Here is a 19,346-nt window from a genome sequence, read left to right as displayed (position 1 = left end):
AGCTGTTTTGCTGAACCGGCAACCCGGGGATCCGGGCCCGTGTGAAACAATGCCGGAATGCCGCATGAGGGAACGCCGATAGGCACGGTCCAAGCGCTTTACCGCTACCCGGTCAAATCAACCGCAGGTCAGGCGGTGCGCAGCTGCGCCGTGACCGGCCGGGGACTGCTGCATGACCGCGGATGGGCCGTGTATACCGACGACGGCGGCATCGCCAGCGGCAAGCGGACTCAGCGCTTCCGCCCGGTCCCGGGCCTGATGCAGTGGTCCTCCCTGGTGGAAGATGACTGCGGAGAACCGCTGCTCGTAAGTCCTGAAGGGCTCCGTTTCGCGGCGGGCGACCCCGCCGCATCCGGGGCCCTCAGCGAAGCCTTTGGCCGTTCACTGGAGCTGCGGCCCGAAACCACGGTCCAGCACCACGACGAGACGCCCCTGCACCTTCTCACGACGTCCTCGCTGGAAGCACTCGGGAACCTCACCGGCGCCGCGGTGGACGAGCGCCGGTTCCGCGCCAACATCATTCTCAACACCGGGGCCCAGCCAGCGTTCTGCGAGGACGGCTGGGCCGGGGCCGAACTGGCCCTGGGGAATGAGGTTGTCCTCCGGCTGGGACCGGGGATGCCCCGCTGCGTGATGATCGATCAGGCCCAGGCAGGAGTCACCGAAGGCGGCAAAACCCTGAAGCTGCTCGGCCTGCACCACCGCACGGAATTCGGCCTGCAGGCGTATGTGCAGCGGGCCGGGACGGTACGGGCCGGAGATGCGGTCTCCCTTCGCTGACCGCCCTGCTCTGTCCTCCCTGCCTTAGAGCCGGGAATCCGCTTCCGGACGCAGCCGGATGAGCCGCTGCGGGCCGTCCTCGTCCAGCTCCACCAGATCCCCGTGCGAAGACAGGAAATCGGTAAAGGACCGGAAACCGAGCGGCTTCTCGTTAAAGGACGGGTCCATGCGCCGCATCTGGTTCTTCACGGTGCCCGTGTTGAGCCACTCGTCGGCGTCGCCCTTGGCATGGCCGATCTTCAGTGCCCGCACCAGGAGTTCCGTGGCGAGGGTCCGGGGATCGATGTCTTCCGCAGTATCCGGTTCTTCGAACGGGGCATCCCCGGTGTGGGAGAACATGGGAACCACGGTCAGCTTCCGCGCGGTGTCCGGAGCCTGGTCCTGCGCAGCGGCTGCAGTGCCCCTGGCCTCGGTGGAGGCCGGAGCAGTCTCGCTTGCCTTCACAACGCCGGGCAGCGAGTCATAGTCTTCGAACTCGTCGCACGCAGCGGCCAGGGAGGTGCTTGTCGATCCGGCGACGCCGATGCCCACGACGAAGCGGCCCAGGCGCTTGGATTTCTGGGCGAGGGCAATGTAGTCGCTGTCGCCGGCCACAATGATGACGTGGGTCAGGTCCGGCAGCCGGAAAAGGTCTTCGACGACGTCCACGGCGAGGCGGATGTCCGCCCCGTTCTTGGTTCCCCGGGTGGTGGTCGTGAAGAGCTGGGTGAGGTCGACAGCCCGGGACATCAACTGGCGCTGGTAGCTGGCGTTCACCGGCACCGACCAGTCGGCGTACGCGCGGTTGACCACCAGCGTGCCGAATGAGGCGGCGAAGTCGATGATGGCGTTGAAGTCCACCGTCGCCGCGGTCAGCTTGGCTGCCACCTCGGGATCGGCGTCACGGCTCAGCCGGTCAAAATTGCGGATGCCGTCGCGCTGGAAGGCGTTGCGGCCGTGCAGCTGCTGGTAGCGGGAAATGACAATGTTGTCGAAGTCGATGTAGAGGCCGACGCGGGCGTCGTTGGGTTCATTCATGGAACTTAGGCCTTGCGGTAGGTGAGATCGAAAATCAGGCGGCCTGCCTGGTGGGCTTTGTTCTCAAAGCTGGTCAGGATGCGGCCGTCAAAGCGCAGTGCCCAGCCGCCGCGGGTGTCGACGTCGTTCACCGGCGCCTTCTTTTCCAGGCCTTCCCGGTTCACCCGGGTCAGCGGGCTGTCCTCGCCGGCGCGCTCCCCGGCGTGCAGGTTGACGAACGCCCCGGAGGCGTCCAGGACCTCGCGCATCTGCACTGCATAATCGGACCAGTCGGTGGCGAGGCGCCAGAGACCGCCGGGCACCAGCACCCGCGCGACCAGTTCGGCGAATTCTTCCTTGACCATGCGGCGCTTGTGGTGGCGGGTCTTGTGCCAGGGATCGGGGAAGAAGACCCAAACTTCGTCCACGGACCCGGCGGGAAGCATGGTGGTCAGGACCTCGGGGGCGTTTGCCTGGACCACGCGGACGTTGCTCAGTTCCTTCTGCCCGATGCGCTGCAGGGTCTGGGCGAGGCCGGGAAGATACACCTCAACGGCCAGGTAGTTTGTGTCCGGATTCTGCTCGGCGGCATGAGTTACCGCTTCGCCCAGCCCCGAACCGATTTCCACGATCAGGGGAGCAGTCCGGCCAAACTCGGCAGCGGCGTCGAACACGTACTCCGGATCAACGGACGTGTCAGCTTCGGCCCGGGGGACGTCAATGACGAACTGATCGGAGAGCTCATCCCATGCCTGCTGGCGGCGTCCCTGGAGGCGGGAGCCGCGGCGGACAAACGACACCGGTGAGCGGAAGTGCCGGGGATCGCCGGTCTCGCCGGTTTCACCGGTTTCGTTCCCGTGCTCCGGGGCAGCGGGTTCCGGAACTTCGGGATCCGCAGCGTTCAGGGAGCCGGCGTCGGGCAGGGCTGGTTCAGTAGTCATCACTGTTAATGCTATCGGCTGGGACGGGGGGCCGTTTCCAGCCGCCCGGCGCTGTCCCGGCGCTGTCCCCGGGGTGCCTGCGGACCCGCCGATTAGGAAACTGGGGGCAATCCGGTAAACTGGACGAAGTTGTTGTGTCTGCCGCGCCTCAAAGCCGCGTGTGTAAGCAGCACAACCTGCGTCGATGAACGCTTTCTTTTGTCCCGCTGGCCCTTATCCGGCCAAGCCCTGGACACTGTCTGACTTTTCTTCGGCGAACCCCCGGCGCCATACGGTTTTGGGGGCCACTTACCGAAAGTTGCCTGTCTTTTAATGACTACTTTTGCTGCCCTTGGTGTACCCAAGGTCCTCGTTTCCTCCCTCTCCGCTTCCGGAATTGACGAAGCATTCCCGATTCAGGTTGAAACACTTCCCGACACCCTCAAGGGCCGCGATGTGCTGGGCCGCGGCCGCACCGGCTCGGGCAAGACGCTCGCATTCTCGCTGCCGCTCGTCGCCCGGCTGGCTGAAGCCGAAGCAGGCTACCGCCGCCGTCCGAACCGTCCGCTGGGCCTGGTCCTGGCACCCACCCGCGAACTGGCCACACAGATCAACAACGTGATTGAGCCGCTCGCCAAGGAAATGGGCCTGGTCACCACGGTGATCTACGGCGGCGTTTCCCAGCAGCGCCAGGAAAAGGCGCTGAAGGCGGGCGTTGACATTGTCATTGCCTGCCCGGGCCGCCTGGAAGACCTGATGAAGCAGAAGGTCATCAGCCTGGAATCCGTTGAAATCACTGTGCTCGATGAAGCCGACCACATGGCTGATCTCGGATTCCTGCCGGTCGTCCAGCGGCTGCTGGACCGCACCCCGGAAAAGGGCCAGCGGATGCTGTTCTCCGCAACGCTGGACAACGGCGTGGACAAGCTTGTCCGCCGCTACCTGTCCAACCCGCTGACGCACTCCGTGGATGATCCGCAGGCCGCGGTCACCACCATGGAGCACCACGTTCTGCTCGTCCAGGACCAGACGGCAAAGAAACTGCTGGTCAAGGAACTGGCCTCGGGCCAGGGCCGGCGCATCATGTTCATGCGCACCAAGCACCACGCACGCAAGATGGCCAAGTTCCTGACGGACAGCGGCATCCCGACCGTTGACCTGCACGGCAACCTGTCGCAGAACGCCCGTGACCGGAACCTGGCGGAATTCTCCTCCGGTGACGTGCGCGTGCTCGTTGCCACCGACGTCGCCGCCCGCGGCGTCCACGTGGACGACGTGGAGCTGGTTGTCCACATCGATCCCCCCACGGAGCACAAGGCCTACCTGCACCGCTCAGGCCGTACGGCCCGTGCCGGATCCAGCGGAACCGTGGTCACGCTGACCCTGCCGGAGCAGAAGAGCGAAGTGTCCAAGCTGATGAAGGCTGCCGGCGTGGACGTTTCGATCGAGAAGGTCTCGCACAACTCCCCGTCCATTGCCAAGCTGATCGGCGACCGCGCCGCTGCTGTGGAGCCGCATGTGCGCGCCGCCCAGCTCGCGTCGAAGTCGCCCCAGCAGGGCGGCGGCCGGTCCACCGGTGCCAACGCACAGCGCAAGCGCGCCGCCCGCTCCACCACCGCACCCCGTGCCGGCGGCCGGGGCGGATCCGGCGGACGCGGCCGTGTCTCCGCTGACCGCACGGAACGCAGCGACCGCAGCGAGCGCAACGACTTCACTCCCGATGCGCCCCGCGCCGGCCGGTCGCAGGACGGACGCCGCGGTGCCGCTGCTGCTTCCACCGCTTCGGGCCGCAACCGCCGTCCGGCCACCGGCCAGCGCGCCGGTGACGTGGCTCCCGCCGGCGGCGGCCGGCCGGCTGCTTCCCGCAGCCAGGCACCAACGGGCGCAGGCCGTCCCGCACGCGGTGCCGGCCCCCGCCGCGCAACGGCTCCGGCGTCGAACGAACGCCGTTCACGCTAGCCTCTAGCACCAGCCAAAAGGCGCCTGCTTCCTTCCGGAAGCAGGCGCCTTTTTTGTTGAGCAGACCGTCGGTTCAGGCCGTCGGCTCACACCTTGAGTTCGGTCCGTCAGCCCAGGTCATAGAACGAGACGACGGCGGCGAAGCCCCGGCCCACGACAGCAGGCCGCTCGGGCCCGCCAACCACGGTGTCCAGGGGGCCCAGTGCCGAGGCTGAACCGTCGGCGGCGGTGACGGTTGCCGCGCCGTGCAGCAGCACCACAAACTGTCCCTCGCCAATGGTCTGCGGGTTCTTCTTGGAGAGCTCGGCAACCAGCACGGAAGCTCCGGTCGAGGCCCGGTCAGCAACGGTGTTCAGCACCGTCACCGGCCCGGTGGGCAGCGCTGCTTCGGCGGGGGAGTCACCGGAATACCGGAAGGGCCGGAACCTCTCCATCCCCTGCTCAGCGCCGTCAACGGTGAGCACCAGCAGCTCGCCCTCGACCGGCACCGTGATCCGGTCCCTGCCGGGAAACGGGGTAAAAGCGCCGGGCTTGTCGATGGAGGCAATGCTCAGGCGCCACCCGGTTCCGGAGGACACCTCCTTGACGCGGCCGTTGTTTTTCCCCCACGGGACAGAGGGGAGATCGGCAAAGCGGATGACCGGGGTGCCGGTGTTCTGGGGACTGCTCACGGTGTCCTTACTCGATGGAGGGCAGCGGAGTGCTGCCGCGCAGATAGTGCCGCCGGGCTGCACTGTTAATGAGGAAGCTGCGCCCGCTGGTCTGCACGGGTTCGATCCGGAGGAAATGGTTCTTTTCCCCGGCCTGCCAGGGGAACAGCGGAAGCTCCTCGGAAGCCAGGATGTCTTCAATGCTCTCCAGCTGCACGGCGCTGCCCTTCAGGACAACGCTCCAGGCCATGCCGAGGCGGTCGTCATAACCGTCTACTTCGAAAGCGACCACACCACCCTCAAGGGCGCCCGCGAGCTTCGTTCCCTCAGCCGTACGGAAAATCACCGAACCCCTGTCCACGACAAAGTTAATCGGGAAAATCTCGGGATGCCGGTCGACTACCACGGCCAGCCGGCCGATGGCCGCTTGGCGGATGTAGTCCCAGCACTGGTTGGCCGTTAATTCGGCGGGCTTCTCGGCAGGTGTTCCGGCATCATCTTTGATAGGCAACATGCCCTCAGTCTAGTTGCAGCGGCCCGCTTCGCCGGAAACCGGCGCTGCTCCCGGGATATGGTGCCGCCGGGGCCAGTGCCCCACAATGAGACGATGAACCTCATCCTGAACATCATCTGGCTCCTGTTCGGCGGCATCTGGCTGGCACTGGGCTATGTGCTGGCCGGCATTGTCTGCTGCCTCCTGATTGTGACCATCCCGTTCGGCATAGCTTCGTTCCGGATCGCCGCCTACGCCTTCTGGCCGTTCGGCCGGACTGTGGTGGACCGGGGCGGATCTCCCGGGCTGCTGTCCACGGTCGGCAACGTGATCTGGCTGGTCGTGGCCGGCGTGTGGATCGCGGTGGGACACATCCTGACTGCCATTCCCATGTTCATCAGCATCATCGGCATTCCGCTCGGCATCGCAAACCTGAAGATGGTGCCGATCTCCCTGATGCCGCTGGGCAAGGTCATTGTCCCGACCGGCCGTCCCGGGGTCACTCCGTACGGTGCGGCCGCTCCTTACGGGCAGGCGGGACCTTACGGTGCCGCGCCGGGATACGGCCAGTACCGCAGCTAGTTCCGCCGCTATCGGGCCGCTCCGTCCAGGAAGGCCTTCATGAGCGGACCGCCGGAGGTGGAGCCCAGTTCACCCTCGGCGACAAACACGGCCACGGCCAGGTCTCCCTGGAGCGCCACCACCCAGGCGTGCGTCCGCGGCGGTGTTTCGCTGCCGAACTCGGCGGTTCCGGTTTTCGCCAGGACCGGTTCGCCCGGGACTTCCAGCAGCATGGCAGCGCCGCCCTCGGTTACCACGCCGCGCATCAGCTCACGCAGCGATGTTGCCTCCGCAGCCGTTAGGGATCCGGGGTCGGCGGCTTCCGCAGGCTCAGGGGCAGCGGAAGCCGACGGCGAAGTGCCGGTCTCCGCTGTCGCAGCAGAATCCGCGGCGGCGGGATCGGCCGTGACCAGGACGGGAGCCACGCGTTCACCCTTTCCAACGGACGCGGCAGCAACGGCCATGGCCAGCGGCGAGGCCAGCAGCTCGCCCTGGCCGATCATGGAGGCGGCATGGTTGGTGCCCTCAGCGGTTTCCGGAACCGAACCGAAAAATGCCTCAGTACCGATGGGCTGCTCCACGCCGATGCCCAGATCTGCGGCAGCGGCGGCCAGTGCCTCCTGGGGAACCGCATCCCGGGTACTGATGAACGCGGTGTTGCAGGACTGGGCAAAGGCATCGCGCAGCGGAATGTCTCCGACAAAGGCTGCCGGATAGCTGCCGGCGTTGTTGAATTTGCGGCCGTCAACCATCAGCTCGGCCGGGCAGGACAGCACACTGTCAGGAGTGCTTCCCTGCCGGAGGAGTGCCAGGGAGGTGGCAATCTTAAAGGTGGATCCCGGCGGATACTGGCCCAGCAGGGCGGTCTGCTGCCCCTCGCTGCCGGGGCCGTTTGCCACGGTAAGAATTTCACCGGTGGACGGACGGAGCGCCACGATGGCGGATGCTGAGGGCTCGTCCTCGAGCACCGATTCGGCGAGGGCCTGCAGCCTCGCGTCGAGGCTCGTCTTCAGCGGCGTTCCCGGTTTCGGCGCGGAGGTGAAGGCTTCCGAGGAGACTTCCCCGGCGGCATCCATCACCATCACCGTGATTCCGTCCGTGCCCCTCAGCTGGGCATCGTACTGCTGCTGCAGTCCGGAAAGCCCGGCCTGGTCTCCGGCCGCCAGCACGCCGTCGGATTCCTCGATCAGTTCGGCTGTTGCTTCTCCCACCGAACCGAGGAGAGCGCGGGCGAAGGTGCGGGTGGGGGCAAGGGCCATGGTGGCCGGAAGTGCGACGGCGCCGGGGATTCCGGCGACCCGTTCCGGCAGATCCGGCTCTTCCTCGGCGCGCAGGGTAATGGCCTCCACGAAAGCTTCCGGGCCGGCGGCTTCGACGCTGGCGGTGTAGGCTGCCGGGTCCAGTTCCAGCAGTGTTGCGAGGGCAGCGGCAGAGGCGGCCTGGGCTGCCGCGTCGACCTTGGTCTTGTCGATCCCCGCACGGAAGACGCCGCGCTGGGTCACCAGTGCCTCATCGCCCGCGCCCAGGATGTCGGCGCGCGCGGCCGGCTCGCTGGTCCGGACAAGCCGCTGGTCATCCGAGAGGCCGGTGAAGAGGACAGCCGGTTCCCAGCGTGTCTGCCACGAATCGTCGTCGGCCCGTTCGAGCGGAGCAGTGGTCTCGTAGGTCCAGTCCGCGGTCTCATCCCGGTCGAAGTCCCAGGCATAGCTGAGGCGGGCCGTGGCGGCGTCGTCGCCGTCCTCCTGAACTCCGGCGACGGTGACGTCGGGCTCCACGTCCCCCAGGCCGGCCAGGATTTCTTCAAGCTCTGTGCCAACATTCGCCGGATCGGTGCCGGCAAAGGAAAGCCCGGCGACATCCCGGGCGGCGATTCCCTTGGCCAGCGACTCGGCCGCGTCCTGCGGCGAGGGTTTGTCCTCCGAGCAGGAGACGAGCGTCAGTGCCAGGGCCGAAGCGGCCAGGACGGAAGTGATGGTGCGAATTTTCCCCATCCGCACAGAGTACCTGCGCTCCGGAAAAGAAACGCCGAAGGGGCGGCGGGAGTGTTTTCCCCCACCGCCCCTTCGGCGTTCCCTGCTGGCTGCCGGTCTTATGACCTGCGCGCAGCCTTGATCAGGTCCGCGCAGCGTTCACCGATCATCATGGTGGTGATGTTCGGGTTGACGGTAACCAGCTCAGGCATCACCGACGCATCGGCGACCCGCAAACCGGTGACTCCCTTGACCCGCAGCTGCGGATCCAGCGGCGACATCACGTCTTCGGCAGCTCCCATCCGGACGGTGCCGGCCGGGTGGTACACCGTGTTGTGGGTCTTTTTGATGTACTCGGTGATTTGTTCATCCGTTTGTACGTCTTTGCCCGGGTACAGTTCCTCGCCGGCCCATTCCGCCATGGCCGGCTGGGAGACAATTTCGCGGGCTTTCCTGATCCCTGCCACCATGACCCGCAGGTCATGCGGGTCCGTGAAGTAGCGCGGATCCACCATCGGCTTGTCCCGGAAGTCCCGGCTGCGCAGCCGGACGGTGCCGCGGGAGCGGGCGTGCGTGACGTTCGGGGTCAGGCAGAAACCGTTCTCCGTGGTGGGGTATCCGTGCCGCAGGGTGTGCATGTCAAACGGCACCGCCCCGTAATGGAACATCAGGTCCGGCCGGTCCAGTCCCTCTTCGGTGGGAGTGAAAATCCCGATTTCCCACCACTGGGTGGAGGTTTCGGGCATCGGTTTTTTCGCCTCCCACTGAATCACGCCCTCGGGGTGGTCCTGCAGGTTGGATCCGACGCCGGGGGAGTCCACCCGGACCGGTACGCCGCGCTCCACAAGGTGCTCCGCGGGGCCGATGCCGGAGAGCATCAGCAGCTTGGGGGAGTCGATCGCGCCGGCGGCGACCACTGTCTCGATCCGGGCCCGCAGCGTGTGGGCCCGGCCAAACGGATTGTTCACAACGGCGACGCCGGTGCAGCGGTTGGCCTCATCGAAGGTCAGTTCCTTCGCCAGCACACCGGTGAGGAGGGTGAAGTTCTCCCGTTCCATGATCGGATGAATGTAGGAGACCGAGGATGAGGACCGGGTGCCGTCGGCGCGGCGGTTGAGCTGGAAGAAGTTCGCTCCGTTGATCACCGTCTCGCCGGTGTTGAACTTCACGCGCGGAATGCCGGCCTGCTCGCAGGCATCCAGCAGCGCCACCCCGCACGGGTCCGCCGGGGGAATGTTCATCAGGTGCACGGGGCCGGAGTCTCCGTGGTGCGGGGCCTCCGGGCCGGCGTCCTCGTTGGACTCCAGCCGCTTGTACAGGGCGAAAGCCGTTTCCGCGTTCCAGCCCTCGGCCCCGAACTTGGCCTCCCACTCGTCGATGTCCTCGCGCGGCGCCCAGAAGGCGATGCAGGAGTTGTGGCTGGAGCAGCCGCCCATCACCTTGGCACGGGCATGGCGCATGAAGGAGTTGCCGTTTTCCTGCGGTTCAATCTGGTAGTCCCAGTCATAGCCGGATTCGAGCAGTTCCATCCAGCGGCTCAGCTGGAGGATCACCTCTTCGCCGCGGTCATCGGGGCCGGCCTCAACCAGCGCCACCTCGACGTCGGGGTCCTCGCTCAGCCGGGCGGCCACAGCCGCACCGGCGGAGCCGCCGCCCACCACGATGTAGTCGAATTCGGTCTTTTCAGCCATGTAGCCCTAGGCCTTTCCGTGATCGGTGAACCAGCCGGTCACCTGCGGGTTGATGTTCTGGTAAATGTGCTTGGCTTCCTGGTATTCACCGAGCCCGGTGGGTCCGAGCTCGCGGCCGATGCCGGACTGGCCGTATCCGCCCCATTCGGCCTGCGGCAGGTAGGGATGGAAATCGTTGATCCATACGGTTCCGGCGCGCATCCGCCGGGCCACGCGCTGGCTCTTGCCGGCGTCGGAGGTCCAGACGGCTCCGGCCAGTCCGTAGTCGGTGTCATTGGCGAGTTTCACGGCCTCGGCTTCGCCGTTGAACGTCTCCACCGTGACTATGGGGCCGAAGGCCTCGTCCTTAAGTGCAGCAGTGCCGCTGTCCACGTTGTCCAGCACGGTGGGAGCGTAGTAGAAGCCCTTCTCCAGCTCCCCGGTGCCCCAGGTGCCGCCGCAGCGGATGCGGGCGCCTTCCTCAACGGCCTTGTTCACGTACGCGGTGACCTTGTCGCGGTGGGCCGCTGAGATCAGCGGACCGGTTTCGGTGTCCGCGTCGAACGGGCCGCCCATCCGGATCATTTCGGCACGGCGTGCCAGTTCGGCCACGAACCGTTCGGCGATCGGTTCCTCCACGAGGAGCCGGGCTCCGGCGGAGCAGACCTGCCCGGAGTGGACAAAGGCGGCGTTGAGGGCGTTGTCCAGTGCGGCGTCGAAGTCTGCATCGGCGAAGATGATGTTGGGGTTCTTGCCGCCCAGCTCCAGGGCAACCTTCTTGACCGTCTTGGCGGCGGAAGCGGCAATCACCTTGCCCGTGGCCACGCCGCCGGTGAAGGAGACCAGGTCCACGTCCGGGGACTCGGAGAGCGGCGCGCCGGCAACTGCCCCCGCCCCGAGCACGAGGTTGGCGACACCGCGGGGCAGGCCGAGTTCCTCCAGCACCTGCATCATCAGGATGGACGTGTGAGGGGTCAGCTCGGAGGGCTTGAGGATGAAGGTGCAGCCGGCGGCCAGGGCCGGGGCAATCTTCCAGGCTGCCTGCAGCAAAGGATAGTTCCAGGGAGCAATCAGCCCGCAGACGCCCACGGGTTCGTACTCAATGCGGCTGACGACGTCGTTGTTGCCGGCGTCGACAATCCGGCCGGCGTTGGAACCGGCGATCTTGCCGAAGTAGGTGAAGCAGGCAGCGATGTCGTCCATGTCGATTTCGCTTTCCACCAGGCGCTTGCCGGTGTCCCTGGTTTCGGCCAGGGCGAATTCATCCTTGCGTTCCTTCAGTTTGGCGGCGACCTTCAGCAGGAAGTCTCCGCGCTCCGGTGCGGGCACGCCGGCCCATTCCCCGCGGTCCCAGGCGGCCTTGGCGGCGGCGATGGCTTTTTCCGTGTCTTCCCGCGTTGCTTCGGAGACCGCGCCTACGAATTCTCCGTCCGCAGGATTGTGGATCTCACGGGTGCCTCCGTCGGATGCGGGCACCCACGCTCCGTCAATGAACAGTGTGGCGGTTGTCATGCTCGTCCCTCCTCGCTGAGAAAATCAGCTTCCCAGTTATCTTTTGGAACCTGGTCCTCCGCGATGGAGGTATTGCCCGGCACCTCACGGTTGAGGTGCAGGAATTCCAGGTGGGTTTCGTAGTGGTCCAGGACATCGGTGATGACCTGTTCCTTGGTGTAGCCCATGAGGTCGTAGCCGTGGCTGCCCTCAAGGGAAAAGACCTCCATACGGAAGTACTTGCTGTCCGCCGACGCGTTGCTGGCGTAGGACGGGGTGTCGTACTGCACGGGGTAGATCTGGTATTTGAAGCCGCGCTCCTCTGCCATGCCCACCTGCAGGTCCAGGTGGTGGATGCCGTGCGGGGCCACCTCGCCCTCGCAGAGTACGACGTCGGCGCCGCGTTCCTGAAGTTCGTCATGGACTTCCTGCAGCGCCGGCCGCGCCACGGTCTGCAGGAACCGCTCCGCGGCACGGGGTCCGGGATAGGTCATGACGCGGGAGAGCCGCTGGCGCCAGCTGCGGCCGCTGCGGGTGTCCAGGCTGCGGCCGGCGATGATGCCCGGCAGCGAAGCGCGGTAACTGTCCGTCAGCGAGTTTTCCACGCGCAGGGCCTTGTAGACGCCGAGCATGATGAACAGCAGCAGGATGGACAGCGGCAGGCCCATGATGATGGTGGCGTTTTGCAGGGTGGTCACTCCGCCCACCATGAGCATCGCCAGGGTCAGCAGGCCGGTGACCACTGACCAGAAGACGCGCAGCCACTTGGGCCCGTCGGAGTCGGCGTCCTTGAGGTGCGAGGTGAAATTGGCCATGACCAGGGCGCCGGAGTCGGCGGAGGTCACGTAGAACAGCAGGCCGGTGAAGGTGGCGACGGCGGCCGTCACCGGAGCCCACGGATACTGCTCGAGCAGACCGTAGAAGGCACGTTCCGGCTGGTTCATGGCAACCTCGCCGAAGGCCGCATTGCCGCCGATGACCAGGTCCAGGGCTGAGTTCCCGAAGATGGAAATCCACAGCAGGATGAAGGCGAACGGAACGATCATGGTGCCGAGCACAAACTGGCGGATGGTGCGGCCCCGGGAAATGCGGGCGAGGAACAGGCCCACGAACGGTGCCCATGCAATCCACCAGGCCCAGAAGAACAAGGTCCAGGAACTCAGCCATTCATCCGGCCGGTCATAGGCCATGGTGTCCATGGTCATTGCCGGAAAACGGCTGAGGACGTCGCCGGTGTTCTGCACGATTCCGTCCAGCAGGAAATTGGTCTTGCCCGCAATCAGCACAAAGAGCATCAGTCCGACGGCGAGAATGACGTTGAGCTCCGAGAGCCGGCGGATGCCCTTTTCCACGCCGGAGACCACGGAGATGGTGGCCATGACGACGGACAGGGCAATCAGGGCTATCTGCACCGTGAGGTTTTCCGGCAGGCCGAACATGAAGCTCAGTCCGTAGTTCAACTGGACCACGCCGATGCCGAGTGAGGTGGCAATGCCGAAGATGGTGCCGAGCAGGGCGGCAATGTCCACGCCGTGGCCGATGGGTCCCTCGATCTTCTTGCCGAAGATCGGGTAGAGGGCGGAGCGGATGCTCAGCGGCAGGTTGTGCCGGTAGGCGAAGTAGCCCAGTGCCAGGCCCATCAGGGCATACAGCGCCCACCCGGTAATGCCGTAGTGGAACAGGGTCAGGACCAGGGCCTGCCGCGCGGCTTCCGCTGTGGCGCCGTCGCCGGTTGGGGGCGCAAGGTACTGGGTGACAGGCTCCGACACCGAAAAGAACATCAGGTCGATGCCGATGCCGGCTGCGAAGAGCATCGCGGCCCAGGTGAAGACGCCGAACTGCGGTTTGGAATGGTCCGGGCCGAGTTTCGTTTTGCCTACCCGGGACAAAGCGGTGACCAGGACAAAGACCACGACCAGGCTGACTACCAGGAAGTAGTACCAGCCCATGTTGGCCGACACCCAGCCCACCATCGAGCCAATGACGGACTCGGCGTTCTCGGTGGCCAGCATGGCCCAGAGGGCGATGGCAAGGATGCCTGCGGCAGACCCGACAAAGACCGTTCTGTTAACCCTGGTCCGTGGTTCGGCGACTTCCGCCGCGTCCGGTTCCGCAAGTTTGGCCACTTTGATCAATCCTTCGGGTTGCTGGAGGTGTTCCCGCTCCGGCCGCCGGCAGTTTCAAAGCAGCGCCGGCAACGCACAGTTCCAGCCTGACAAGGCACGAAGGAACTGCGGGGGGCTCCTGAAGGAGCGGGAACCGAGGCAATATGAACTTATCAAACCCGATTTAAGGGCTCCGATTTCAGTGACTCCCATCACGAACCTGCATCTCAGCGTACCTGTGCACCGCGGATTTTCCCTGCTACCGTTTTCGGAAAGAGGCTGCCTGCGGCCCTGACCACAACTCGCTTCCACTGATCCTGCTGACGGCCACTCGGCGTCGACGGCCGCTGGAGGACCCGGAACTGGTGGCCGGTTGTTCTACAGAGGAGTGGAAATGATGTCCGAAGAGAAGTCCGCGCTTACGCAAACCGAGCGAACCTTCGGCCGCCGCCAGATCCAGGCGGGCCACGCGCTCATGATGTTGATTTCGCGGGCCATACCCCACCCGATCGGTGAAGTGTGGGCGGCTGTCACTGATCCCGACCGGCTGGAACAGTACGTGGGCCGGCCCGAAGGGGACCTGAGGCGGGGCGGCACGTACGAGCTGCCCGACGGCACCCGCGGCGACATCCTCCGCTGCGATCCGCCCCGGATGCTGACCCTCTCGGTGCAGCGCCCCGGAGGGCACTCGGCGGAGCTGGAGCTGCATCTGACCGCCGAGGATTCGCGTACGCGTATCGATCTGAAGTACGCGTCCGTCCGCAAGGGGTTTGTGCTGATCGATGCCGCTTCCGGCGAGTGGGCGGCGGGTCCGGGATGGGAATTCTTCCTCGACAGCCTCACTGACTTCCTGAACGGGGAGAATCCTGAAGAGCCGCTGGGCATTATCGGCTGGCGGACGTTCGAGGGAGAGCAGCTGGGCTTGTACCAGGCACGGAATGCCGAATGGGAAAAGGTAAAAGCCGACTGGGACCACGAGCACGAGGCCACTCCCGGCCCCTCCTGATGTTCTTCCCGGGGCCCTTCTTTTTAAGAGCCTTCACAGGCGCTGAAAGCCTGTGGATAACTTTACATCCTAAGTTGAGCGAATTAGACTCAAGTTTGTTGCGTCCGGACGGGTGATACCTGCGTGGAGCCGCGCTCCGGAAGCCGGGAAGCCACGTTGTTGAGGTTGGAAGGAGCCCGTAGTGGACACCAAATTCACGAACAAGAGCCAAGAGGCGCTGCAGGCGGCTGCAATGAACGCCACCACCGCGGGCAATCCCCAGATCGAGCCCGCCCACCTCCTGAAGGCACTAATGGACCAGCGCCAGGGGGTGGCCGTGGCACTGCTCAAGGCCGCCGGCGCCAATCCGGACACCGTCAGTGCTGCCGCCAGCAATGCGATCCATGCCCTGCCGTCGTCGTCGGGCTCCTCTGTGGCGCAGCCGCAGTTTTCCCGCCCCATGCTCCAGGTGATCACTGCAGCCCAGCAGGAAGCCGAGCAGCTGGGAGATGCGTATGTCTCCACGGAGCACCTGCTGCTGGGACTGTCCCTGGACAGCGGTGCTGCGGGCAAGGCCCTGCGGGACAACGGTGCGGGCCACGACGCCCTGCGGACAGCCCTTCCATCCGTTAGAGGAGACCGAAAAGTGACTAACGCAGACCCCGAAAACACTTTCCAGGCACTGGAAAAGTTCAGCACCGACCTCACGGAGATGGCGCGCAGCGGCAAGCTGGACCCCGTCATCGGCAGGGACTCGGAAATCCGTCGGGTGATCCAGGTGCTGAGCCGGCGTACCAAGAACAACCCGGTCCTGATCGGCGAGCCGGGCGTGGGCAAGACCGCCGTCGTTGAGGGGCTGGCCCAGCGCATCGTCGCCGGAGACGTTCCGGAAAGCCTCAACGGCAAGACGCTGCTTTCCCTGGACTTGGGGTCCATGGTTGCCGGAGCGAAGTACCGCGGCGAGTTCGAAGAGCGGTTCAAGGCAGTCCTGGAGGAAATCAAGAACGCCGAGGGGCAGATTGTCACCTTCATCGATGAGCTGCACACCGTTGTCGGTGCCGGCGCAGCCGAGGGGTCAATGGACGCCGGGAACATGCTCAAGCCCATGCTTGCCCGCGGCGAGCTGCGGCTCATCGGTGCCACCACGCTGGATGAATACCGCGAGAACGTGGAAAAAGACGCCGCGCTGGAACGCCGCTTCCAGCAGGTCTACGTGGGCGAACCCAGCGTTCCGGACACCATCGGCATCCTGCGCGGGCTGAAGGAACGGTACGAGGCGCACCACAAGGTGGCAATCGCCGACTCGGCCCTGGTTGCCGCCGCCACGCTGTCCAACCGCTACATCACCGGCCGCCAGCTGCCGGACAAGGCCATTGACCTGGTGGATGAGGCGGCCTCCCGGCTGCGCATGGAAATCGACTCCGCGCCGGAAGAGATCGACGAGCTCCGCCGCGCCGTGGACCGGCTGACCATGGAAGAGCTGGCCCTGGCCAATGAAACCGACTCGGCCTCGGTGGAGCGGCTGGAAGTGCTGCGCGAAGACATGGCCAATAAAAAGGAACAGCTGGCGGCACTGAACGCCCGCTGGGAAGCGGAGAAGGCCGGGCTCAACCGGGTCGGCGACCTGAAGGCGCAGATTGACGAGCTGCGCTCCGAAGCGGAGAAATTCCAGCGCGACGGCGATCTCACCGAGGCTTCCCGGATCCTGTACGGAGAGATCCCGGCCCTGCAGAAGGAACTGGACGCCGCCCAGCAGGCGGAGGAAAGCAAGTTCGGCGAGGAGACCCGTGAACTCATGGTCTCCGAGGAGGTCACCGCTGACGACATAGCCGAGGTGGTGTCCGCGTGGACCGGAGTTCCGGCCGGACGAATGCTGCAGGGGGAGTCGCAGAAGCTGCTCACCATGGAAGAGAACATCGGCTCCCGCCTGATCGGTCAGACCAAAGCCGTCAATGCCGTCTCGGACGCGGTGCGCCGCTCCCGCGCCGGTGTCAGCGACCCGGACCGCCCCACCGGCTCCTTCCTCTTCCTGGGCCCCACCGGCGTCGGCAAGACCGAGCTGGCCAAGGCCCTGGCGGAGTTCCTCTTCGACGACGAGCGCGCGATGGTGCGCATCGACATGAGCGAATACTCGGAGAAGCACTCCGTGTCGCGGCTCGTCGGTGCCCCTCCCGGCTACGTCGGCTATGAGGAAGGCGGCCAGCTGACCGAAGCGGTCCGCCGGCGGCCCTACTCCGTCATCCTGCTGGACGAGGTGGAGAAGGCGCACCCGGAGATTTTCGACATCCTGCTCCAGGTGCTCGACGACGGCCGCCTCACCGACGGCCAGGGACGCACGGTGGACTTCCGCAATGTCATCCTCATCCTGACCTCCAACCTGGGGTCACAGTTCCTCGTGGACCCGGGACTGGCCGAGGACCAGAAGCGGGAAGCGGTCATGGGCATGGTCAACGCGAACTTCAAGCCGGAGTTCCTGAACCGGCTCGACGACGTCATCCTGTTTGACCCGCTGAGCCTGGACGATCTGTCAAAGATCGTGGACATCCAGGTGCGGGCTCTGGCCGACCGCCTGCACGAGCGCCGGCTGGTGCTGGATGTCACCGATGCCGCACGCGAGTGGCTGGCCCTCACCGGCTACGACCCGGCCTACGGTGCCCGGCCGCTGCGCCGTCTCGTCCAGCGCGAGATCGGCGACAAGCTCGCCCGGGGAATCCTGGCAGGCAAGATCACCGACGGCGACACCGTGCTGGTGGACCGCCCGGAGGGCAACATGGCCGTGGACGGCGAGGAGCTGGTGGCCGAGCCGGTGGGGCTGTCGGTGGAAGCGGCCTAACGCGCTTCCTGCCGGGGCCCGGCCAGGGGCTGCGCCGACCTACTGCTCAAGCAGGGATTCGGTCAGCTCCTGGTCGGAGCCCGCGACCACAAAGCAGTCAATCCGCCGGTCCCCGTCCCGCCAGGATTCGGGGGTGGGGATTACCTTGTTTTCCTGCAGGTCCAGGTCGCCGCGCTCAGCCAGCGCGTCCGAATACCGGACCTCGGAGCAGATCTCGGTGGCACGGGATGACAGCGCCTCGGTGCCGGGGAAGTCATCGGCGTCCGGGTAGGTGTCAGTGGCCACCAGCTGCGCGTTATGTGGCGTCTCGCAGGTCACCACGGTGGTGGGCTCGTTGATTCCGGTGAAGTCCTGCAGGCAGGCACCGGTTTCCAGCTCGATCGGCGCCACATCTTCATCCAGCACGCCCGGTTCCTTCTCGGAATTGCCCAGAATGACAGTGAAGAACAGCACCACCAGCACGGCCAGGACCCCGATGATTCCGATGATCATCAGCAGGCGCTTGTTCCGTCCGTTGCCGGCCGGCTCCGACGAAGGGGCAGGATCGGTCCGCCGCGAACGGCGCGACTCGGCGGGATCCGCTGCGGCGGCAGCTCCGGCTGCGGCGCCGCCTGCGGCCGCTGCGCCCGCACCGGCGTGGTCGTCCGCCGTCGGCTTGGAGCCGTCCTCCGTGTCCGCGGTCGGGGCGGCATCGCCCTCCGCCTGCGTGCCGGTGTCTGTGCCTGCCGTCGGCTTGTCGTCACGAGCATCGGACGAGTCGCCGGGCGAGTCACCTGTCATGGGCGCAGCCGCTGCAATCCCGTCGGTGCGGTTTACTGCCGCCGGATGGTTGGCTGCCGGATCGGTCAGCACAGCGGCGTCCGCTGCCTGGGCTTCCACTTCCTTGACTTCAGCTGTGGCGTCCCTGAGCGATGCGGCCTCGGCAGCATCGGAACTGATGTCCGCCTCTCCGAGCGCCGGGGTTTCCAGCGTGACGTCATCCGGATTGGTCACCTCCGGTTCGGCAGCGGGCTCTGCGTCGGCGGGCTCTGCGGCGGCGGGTTCACCGGGCTCTGCCTCGAATGCTCCCTCCCAGACCTTGCCGTCATGCTCTCCGTTCCCGGAAAGCCAGGCGGGAGCCTCCGTGTGGGCCTCCAGGTCCGGCAGGCCGGCTGCCGGGGCTTCGGCGCCTGTCGGGGCGTCGGCGCCTGTCGGGGCGTCGGCGCCTGCCGGGGCCTCGGCGGGGGCAGCCGCGTCGGCCTCAGCCGGTACGGTGCCTGCAGCATCCGCTTCCGCGGGAACCGGGGCCTGCCCTTCGACGGTGTCCGGGGTCGCCTCGGACGCTCCCGAGGGGGCAGGAGTGCCAGCCCCCTGCGTGCTTTTTTTATCGCTCATGGTGAACGTCAGTCCTCACTGTAGGCGGCCCTCCGGGGGCCCCAAAACTGTCTCTACCCCTGACTTTACCCAGTCTCTGCGGGGTGGCGCAGGAAAGGGGGGTTTGGGGCGCGCGGTCAAAATGCGCCTCCCAGCGCCACAAAGGGCGAGGCGGGGCACAAGGCGGCCCGAAAACATGTAACCTGTACTTACGACAAATTGACCAAATATTCCGGGGCCTCGCTCACTTGCTCAGAGCGACCACCTCCGGATCGACGCAAAAAGGGGGTCACGCCATGGGGCGCGGCCGTCAAAAGGCAAAAGCAACCAAGCAGGCCCGGGAAATGAAGTACTTCACCCCGGCCACGGACTACTCGGCACTGCAGCGCGAGCTTGCGGGACCAACGAGCCGTCCATCGAGTCGATATCCCGAGGAACCGGCCGAGCCGGATTACTCGGCGTACGAAGATAAGTACGCGGATCAATTTGGCGACGATGACGACGATGAAGGTACTTCCCGCCGCACCGGCTAGAGCGGCACTTCAAAGCGTCGGCCAATTGCTATCCTTCAGCGGATCAC

General features: G+C 65.8%; 15 protein-coding genes. 6 read left to right on the top strand and 9 right to left on the bottom strand.

Annotation, left to right across the window (positions count from 1 at the left end; genetic code table 11):
- Positions 1-57: 57 nt before the first annotated feature.
- On the top strand, positions 58-780 hold the full coding sequence (locus M1D40_RS16175) for an MOSC domain-containing protein (protein ID WP_461169488.1): 723 nt from the start codon (positions 58-60) through the stop codon (positions 778-780).
- A gap of 24 nt (positions 781-804) precedes the next feature.
- Here M1D40_RS16175 and M1D40_RS16170 read toward each other — a convergent pair whose 3' ends face one another.
- On the bottom strand, positions 805-1,797 hold the full coding sequence (locus M1D40_RS16170) for an NYN domain-containing protein (RefSeq protein ID WP_341395184.1): 993 nt from the start codon (positions 1,795-1,797) through the stop codon (positions 805-807).
- Between the two features lie 5 nt (positions 1,798-1,802).
- Complete coding sequence (gene trmB, locus M1D40_RS16165; protein ID WP_461169487.1) at positions 1,803-2,717, bottom strand: tRNA (guanosine(46)-N7)-methyltransferase TrmB; 915 nt, start codon at positions 2,715-2,717, stop codon at positions 1,803-1,805.
- A gap of 312 nt (positions 2,718-3,029) precedes the next feature.
- Between trmB and M1D40_RS16160 the strand changes: the two genes are divergently transcribed.
- Entirely contained in the window at positions 3,030-4,655 is a 1,626-nt protein-coding gene (locus M1D40_RS16160; RefSeq protein ID WP_341395186.1) for a DEAD/DEAH box helicase, read from the top strand.
- Positions 4,656-4,762: 107 nt separating this feature from the next.
- Here the strand turns inward: M1D40_RS16160 and M1D40_RS16155 are convergent, their stop codons facing one another.
- Entirely contained in the window at positions 4,763-5,326 is a 564-nt protein-coding gene (locus M1D40_RS16155; protein WP_461169486.1) for a HutD/Ves family protein, read from the bottom strand.
- Positions 5,327-5,333: 7 nt separating this feature from the next.
- Positions 5,334-5,819, bottom strand: a complete 486-nt coding sequence (locus M1D40_RS16150) for a pyridoxamine 5'-phosphate oxidase family protein (RefSeq protein ID WP_461169485.1) — start codon at positions 5,817-5,819, stop codon at positions 5,334-5,336.
- Between the two features lie 93 nt (positions 5,820-5,912).
- Between M1D40_RS16150 and M1D40_RS16145 the strand changes: the two genes are divergently transcribed.
- Entirely contained in the window at positions 5,913-6,380 is a 468-nt protein-coding gene (locus M1D40_RS16145; protein WP_461169484.1) for a YccF domain-containing protein, read from the top strand.
- Positions 6,381-6,388: 8 nt separating this feature from the next.
- On the opposite strand, the gene M1D40_RS16140 is transcribed toward M1D40_RS16145, so the two are convergent.
- The 4 genes from M1D40_RS16140 to betT all read right to left on the bottom strand — a co-directional run bounded on the left by M1D40_RS16140 (position 6,389) and on the right by betT (position 13,622).
- Complete coding sequence (locus M1D40_RS16140) at positions 6,389-8,350, bottom strand: penicillin-binding transpeptidase domain-containing protein (protein WP_461169483.1); 1,962 nt, start codon at positions 8,348-8,350, stop codon at positions 6,389-6,391.
- Positions 8,351-8,448: 98 nt separating this feature from the next.
- Complete coding sequence (locus M1D40_RS16135; RefSeq protein ID WP_461169482.1) at positions 8,449-10,020, bottom strand: GMC family oxidoreductase; 1,572 nt, start codon at positions 10,018-10,020, stop codon at positions 8,449-8,451.
- A gap of 6 nt (positions 10,021-10,026) precedes the next feature.
- Complete coding sequence (locus tag M1D40_RS16130; RefSeq protein WP_461169481.1) at positions 10,027-11,511, bottom strand: aldehyde dehydrogenase family protein; 1,485 nt, start codon at positions 11,509-11,511, stop codon at positions 10,027-10,029.
- Complete coding sequence (gene betT / locus M1D40_RS16125) at positions 11,508-13,622, bottom strand: choline BCCT transporter BetT (protein ID WP_341395308.1); 2,115 nt, start codon at positions 13,620-13,622, stop codon at positions 11,508-11,510. The genes M1D40_RS16130 and betT overlap by 4 nt, the downstream gene beginning before the upstream one ends.
- A 370-nt stretch (positions 13,623-13,992) precedes the next feature.
- Between betT and M1D40_RS16120 the strand changes: the two genes are divergently transcribed.
- Positions 13,993-14,601, top strand: coding sequence for an SRPBCC domain-containing protein (locus tag M1D40_RS16120; RefSeq protein WP_461169480.1), 609 nt, complete (start codon positions 13,993-13,995; stop codon positions 14,599-14,601).
- Positions 14,602-14,782: 181 nt separating this feature from the next.
- Positions 14,783-17,413: an ATP-dependent chaperone ClpB gene (gene clpB, locus M1D40_RS16115; protein WP_341395193.1), complete on the top strand. Its 2,631-nt coding sequence runs from the start codon at positions 14,783-14,785 to the stop codon at positions 17,411-17,413.
- Positions 17,414-17,452: 39 nt separating this feature from the next.
- Here clpB and M1D40_RS16110 read toward each other — a convergent pair whose 3' ends face one another.
- Positions 17,453-18,787, bottom strand: a complete 1,335-nt coding sequence (locus M1D40_RS16110) for a septum formation family protein (RefSeq protein ID WP_461169479.1) — start codon at positions 18,785-18,787, stop codon at positions 17,453-17,455.
- A 275-nt stretch (positions 18,788-19,062) separates the two neighbouring features.
- On the opposite strand from M1D40_RS16110, the gene M1D40_RS16105 reads away from it, so the two are divergent.
- Positions 19,063-19,299 carry a DUF3073 domain-containing protein gene (locus tag M1D40_RS16105; protein ID WP_104102792.1) on the top strand — a complete coding sequence of 79 codons (237 nt, stop codon included), beginning with the start codon at positions 19,063-19,065 and terminating at the stop codon, positions 19,297-19,299.
- Positions 19,300-19,346: the final 47 nt, after the last annotated feature.

Source organism: Arthrobacter sp. Z1-15 (assembly GCF_054792395.1).
Note: the sequence above shows the minus strand (reverse complement) of the source record. Positions and strands in the feature narration are given on the sequence as shown.

Coding starts and splice junctions, on each gene's coding strand:
- M1D40_RS16170 (WP_341395184.1), bottom strand. CDS start 1,797: ATGAATGAACCCAACGACGCCCGCGTCGGCCTCTACATCGACTTCGAC.
- M1D40_RS16135 (WP_461169482.1), bottom strand. CDS start 10,020: ATGGCTGAAAAGACCGAATTCGACTACATCGTGGTGGGCGGCGGCTCC.
- M1D40_RS16120 (WP_461169480.1), top strand. CDS start 13,993: ATGTCCGAAGAGAAGTCCGCGCTTACGCAAACCGAGCGAACCTTCGGC.
- M1D40_RS16150 (WP_461169485.1), bottom strand. CDS start 5,819: ATGTTGCCTATCAAAGATGATGCCGGAACACCTGCCGAGAAGCCCGCC.
- M1D40_RS16145 (WP_461169484.1), top strand. CDS start 5,913: ATGAACCTCATCCTGAACATCATCTGGCTCCTGTTCGGCGGCATCTGG.
- M1D40_RS16175 (WP_461169488.1), top strand. CDS start 58: ATGCCGCATGAGGGAACGCCGATAGGCACGGTCCAAGCGCTTTACCGC.
- trmB (WP_461169487.1), bottom strand. CDS start 2,717: ATGACTACTGAACCAGCCCTGCCCGACGCCGGCTCCCTGAACGCTGCG.
- M1D40_RS16160 (WP_341395186.1), top strand. CDS start 3,030: ATGACTACTTTTGCTGCCCTTGGTGTACCCAAGGTCCTCGTTTCCTCC.
- M1D40_RS16110 (WP_461169479.1), bottom strand. CDS start 18,787: ATGAGCGATAAAAAAAGCACGCAGGGGGCTGGCACTCCTGCCCCCTCG.
- M1D40_RS16105 (WP_104102792.1), top strand. CDS start 19,063: ATGGGGCGCGGCCGTCAAAAGGCAAAAGCAACCAAGCAGGCCCGGGAA.
- M1D40_RS16140 (WP_461169483.1), bottom strand. CDS start 8,350: ATGGGGAAAATTCGCACCATCACTTCCGTCCTGGCCGCTTCGGCCCTG.
- M1D40_RS16130 (WP_461169481.1), bottom strand. CDS start 11,511: ATGACAACCGCCACACTGTTCATTGACGGAGCGTGGGTGCCCGCATCC.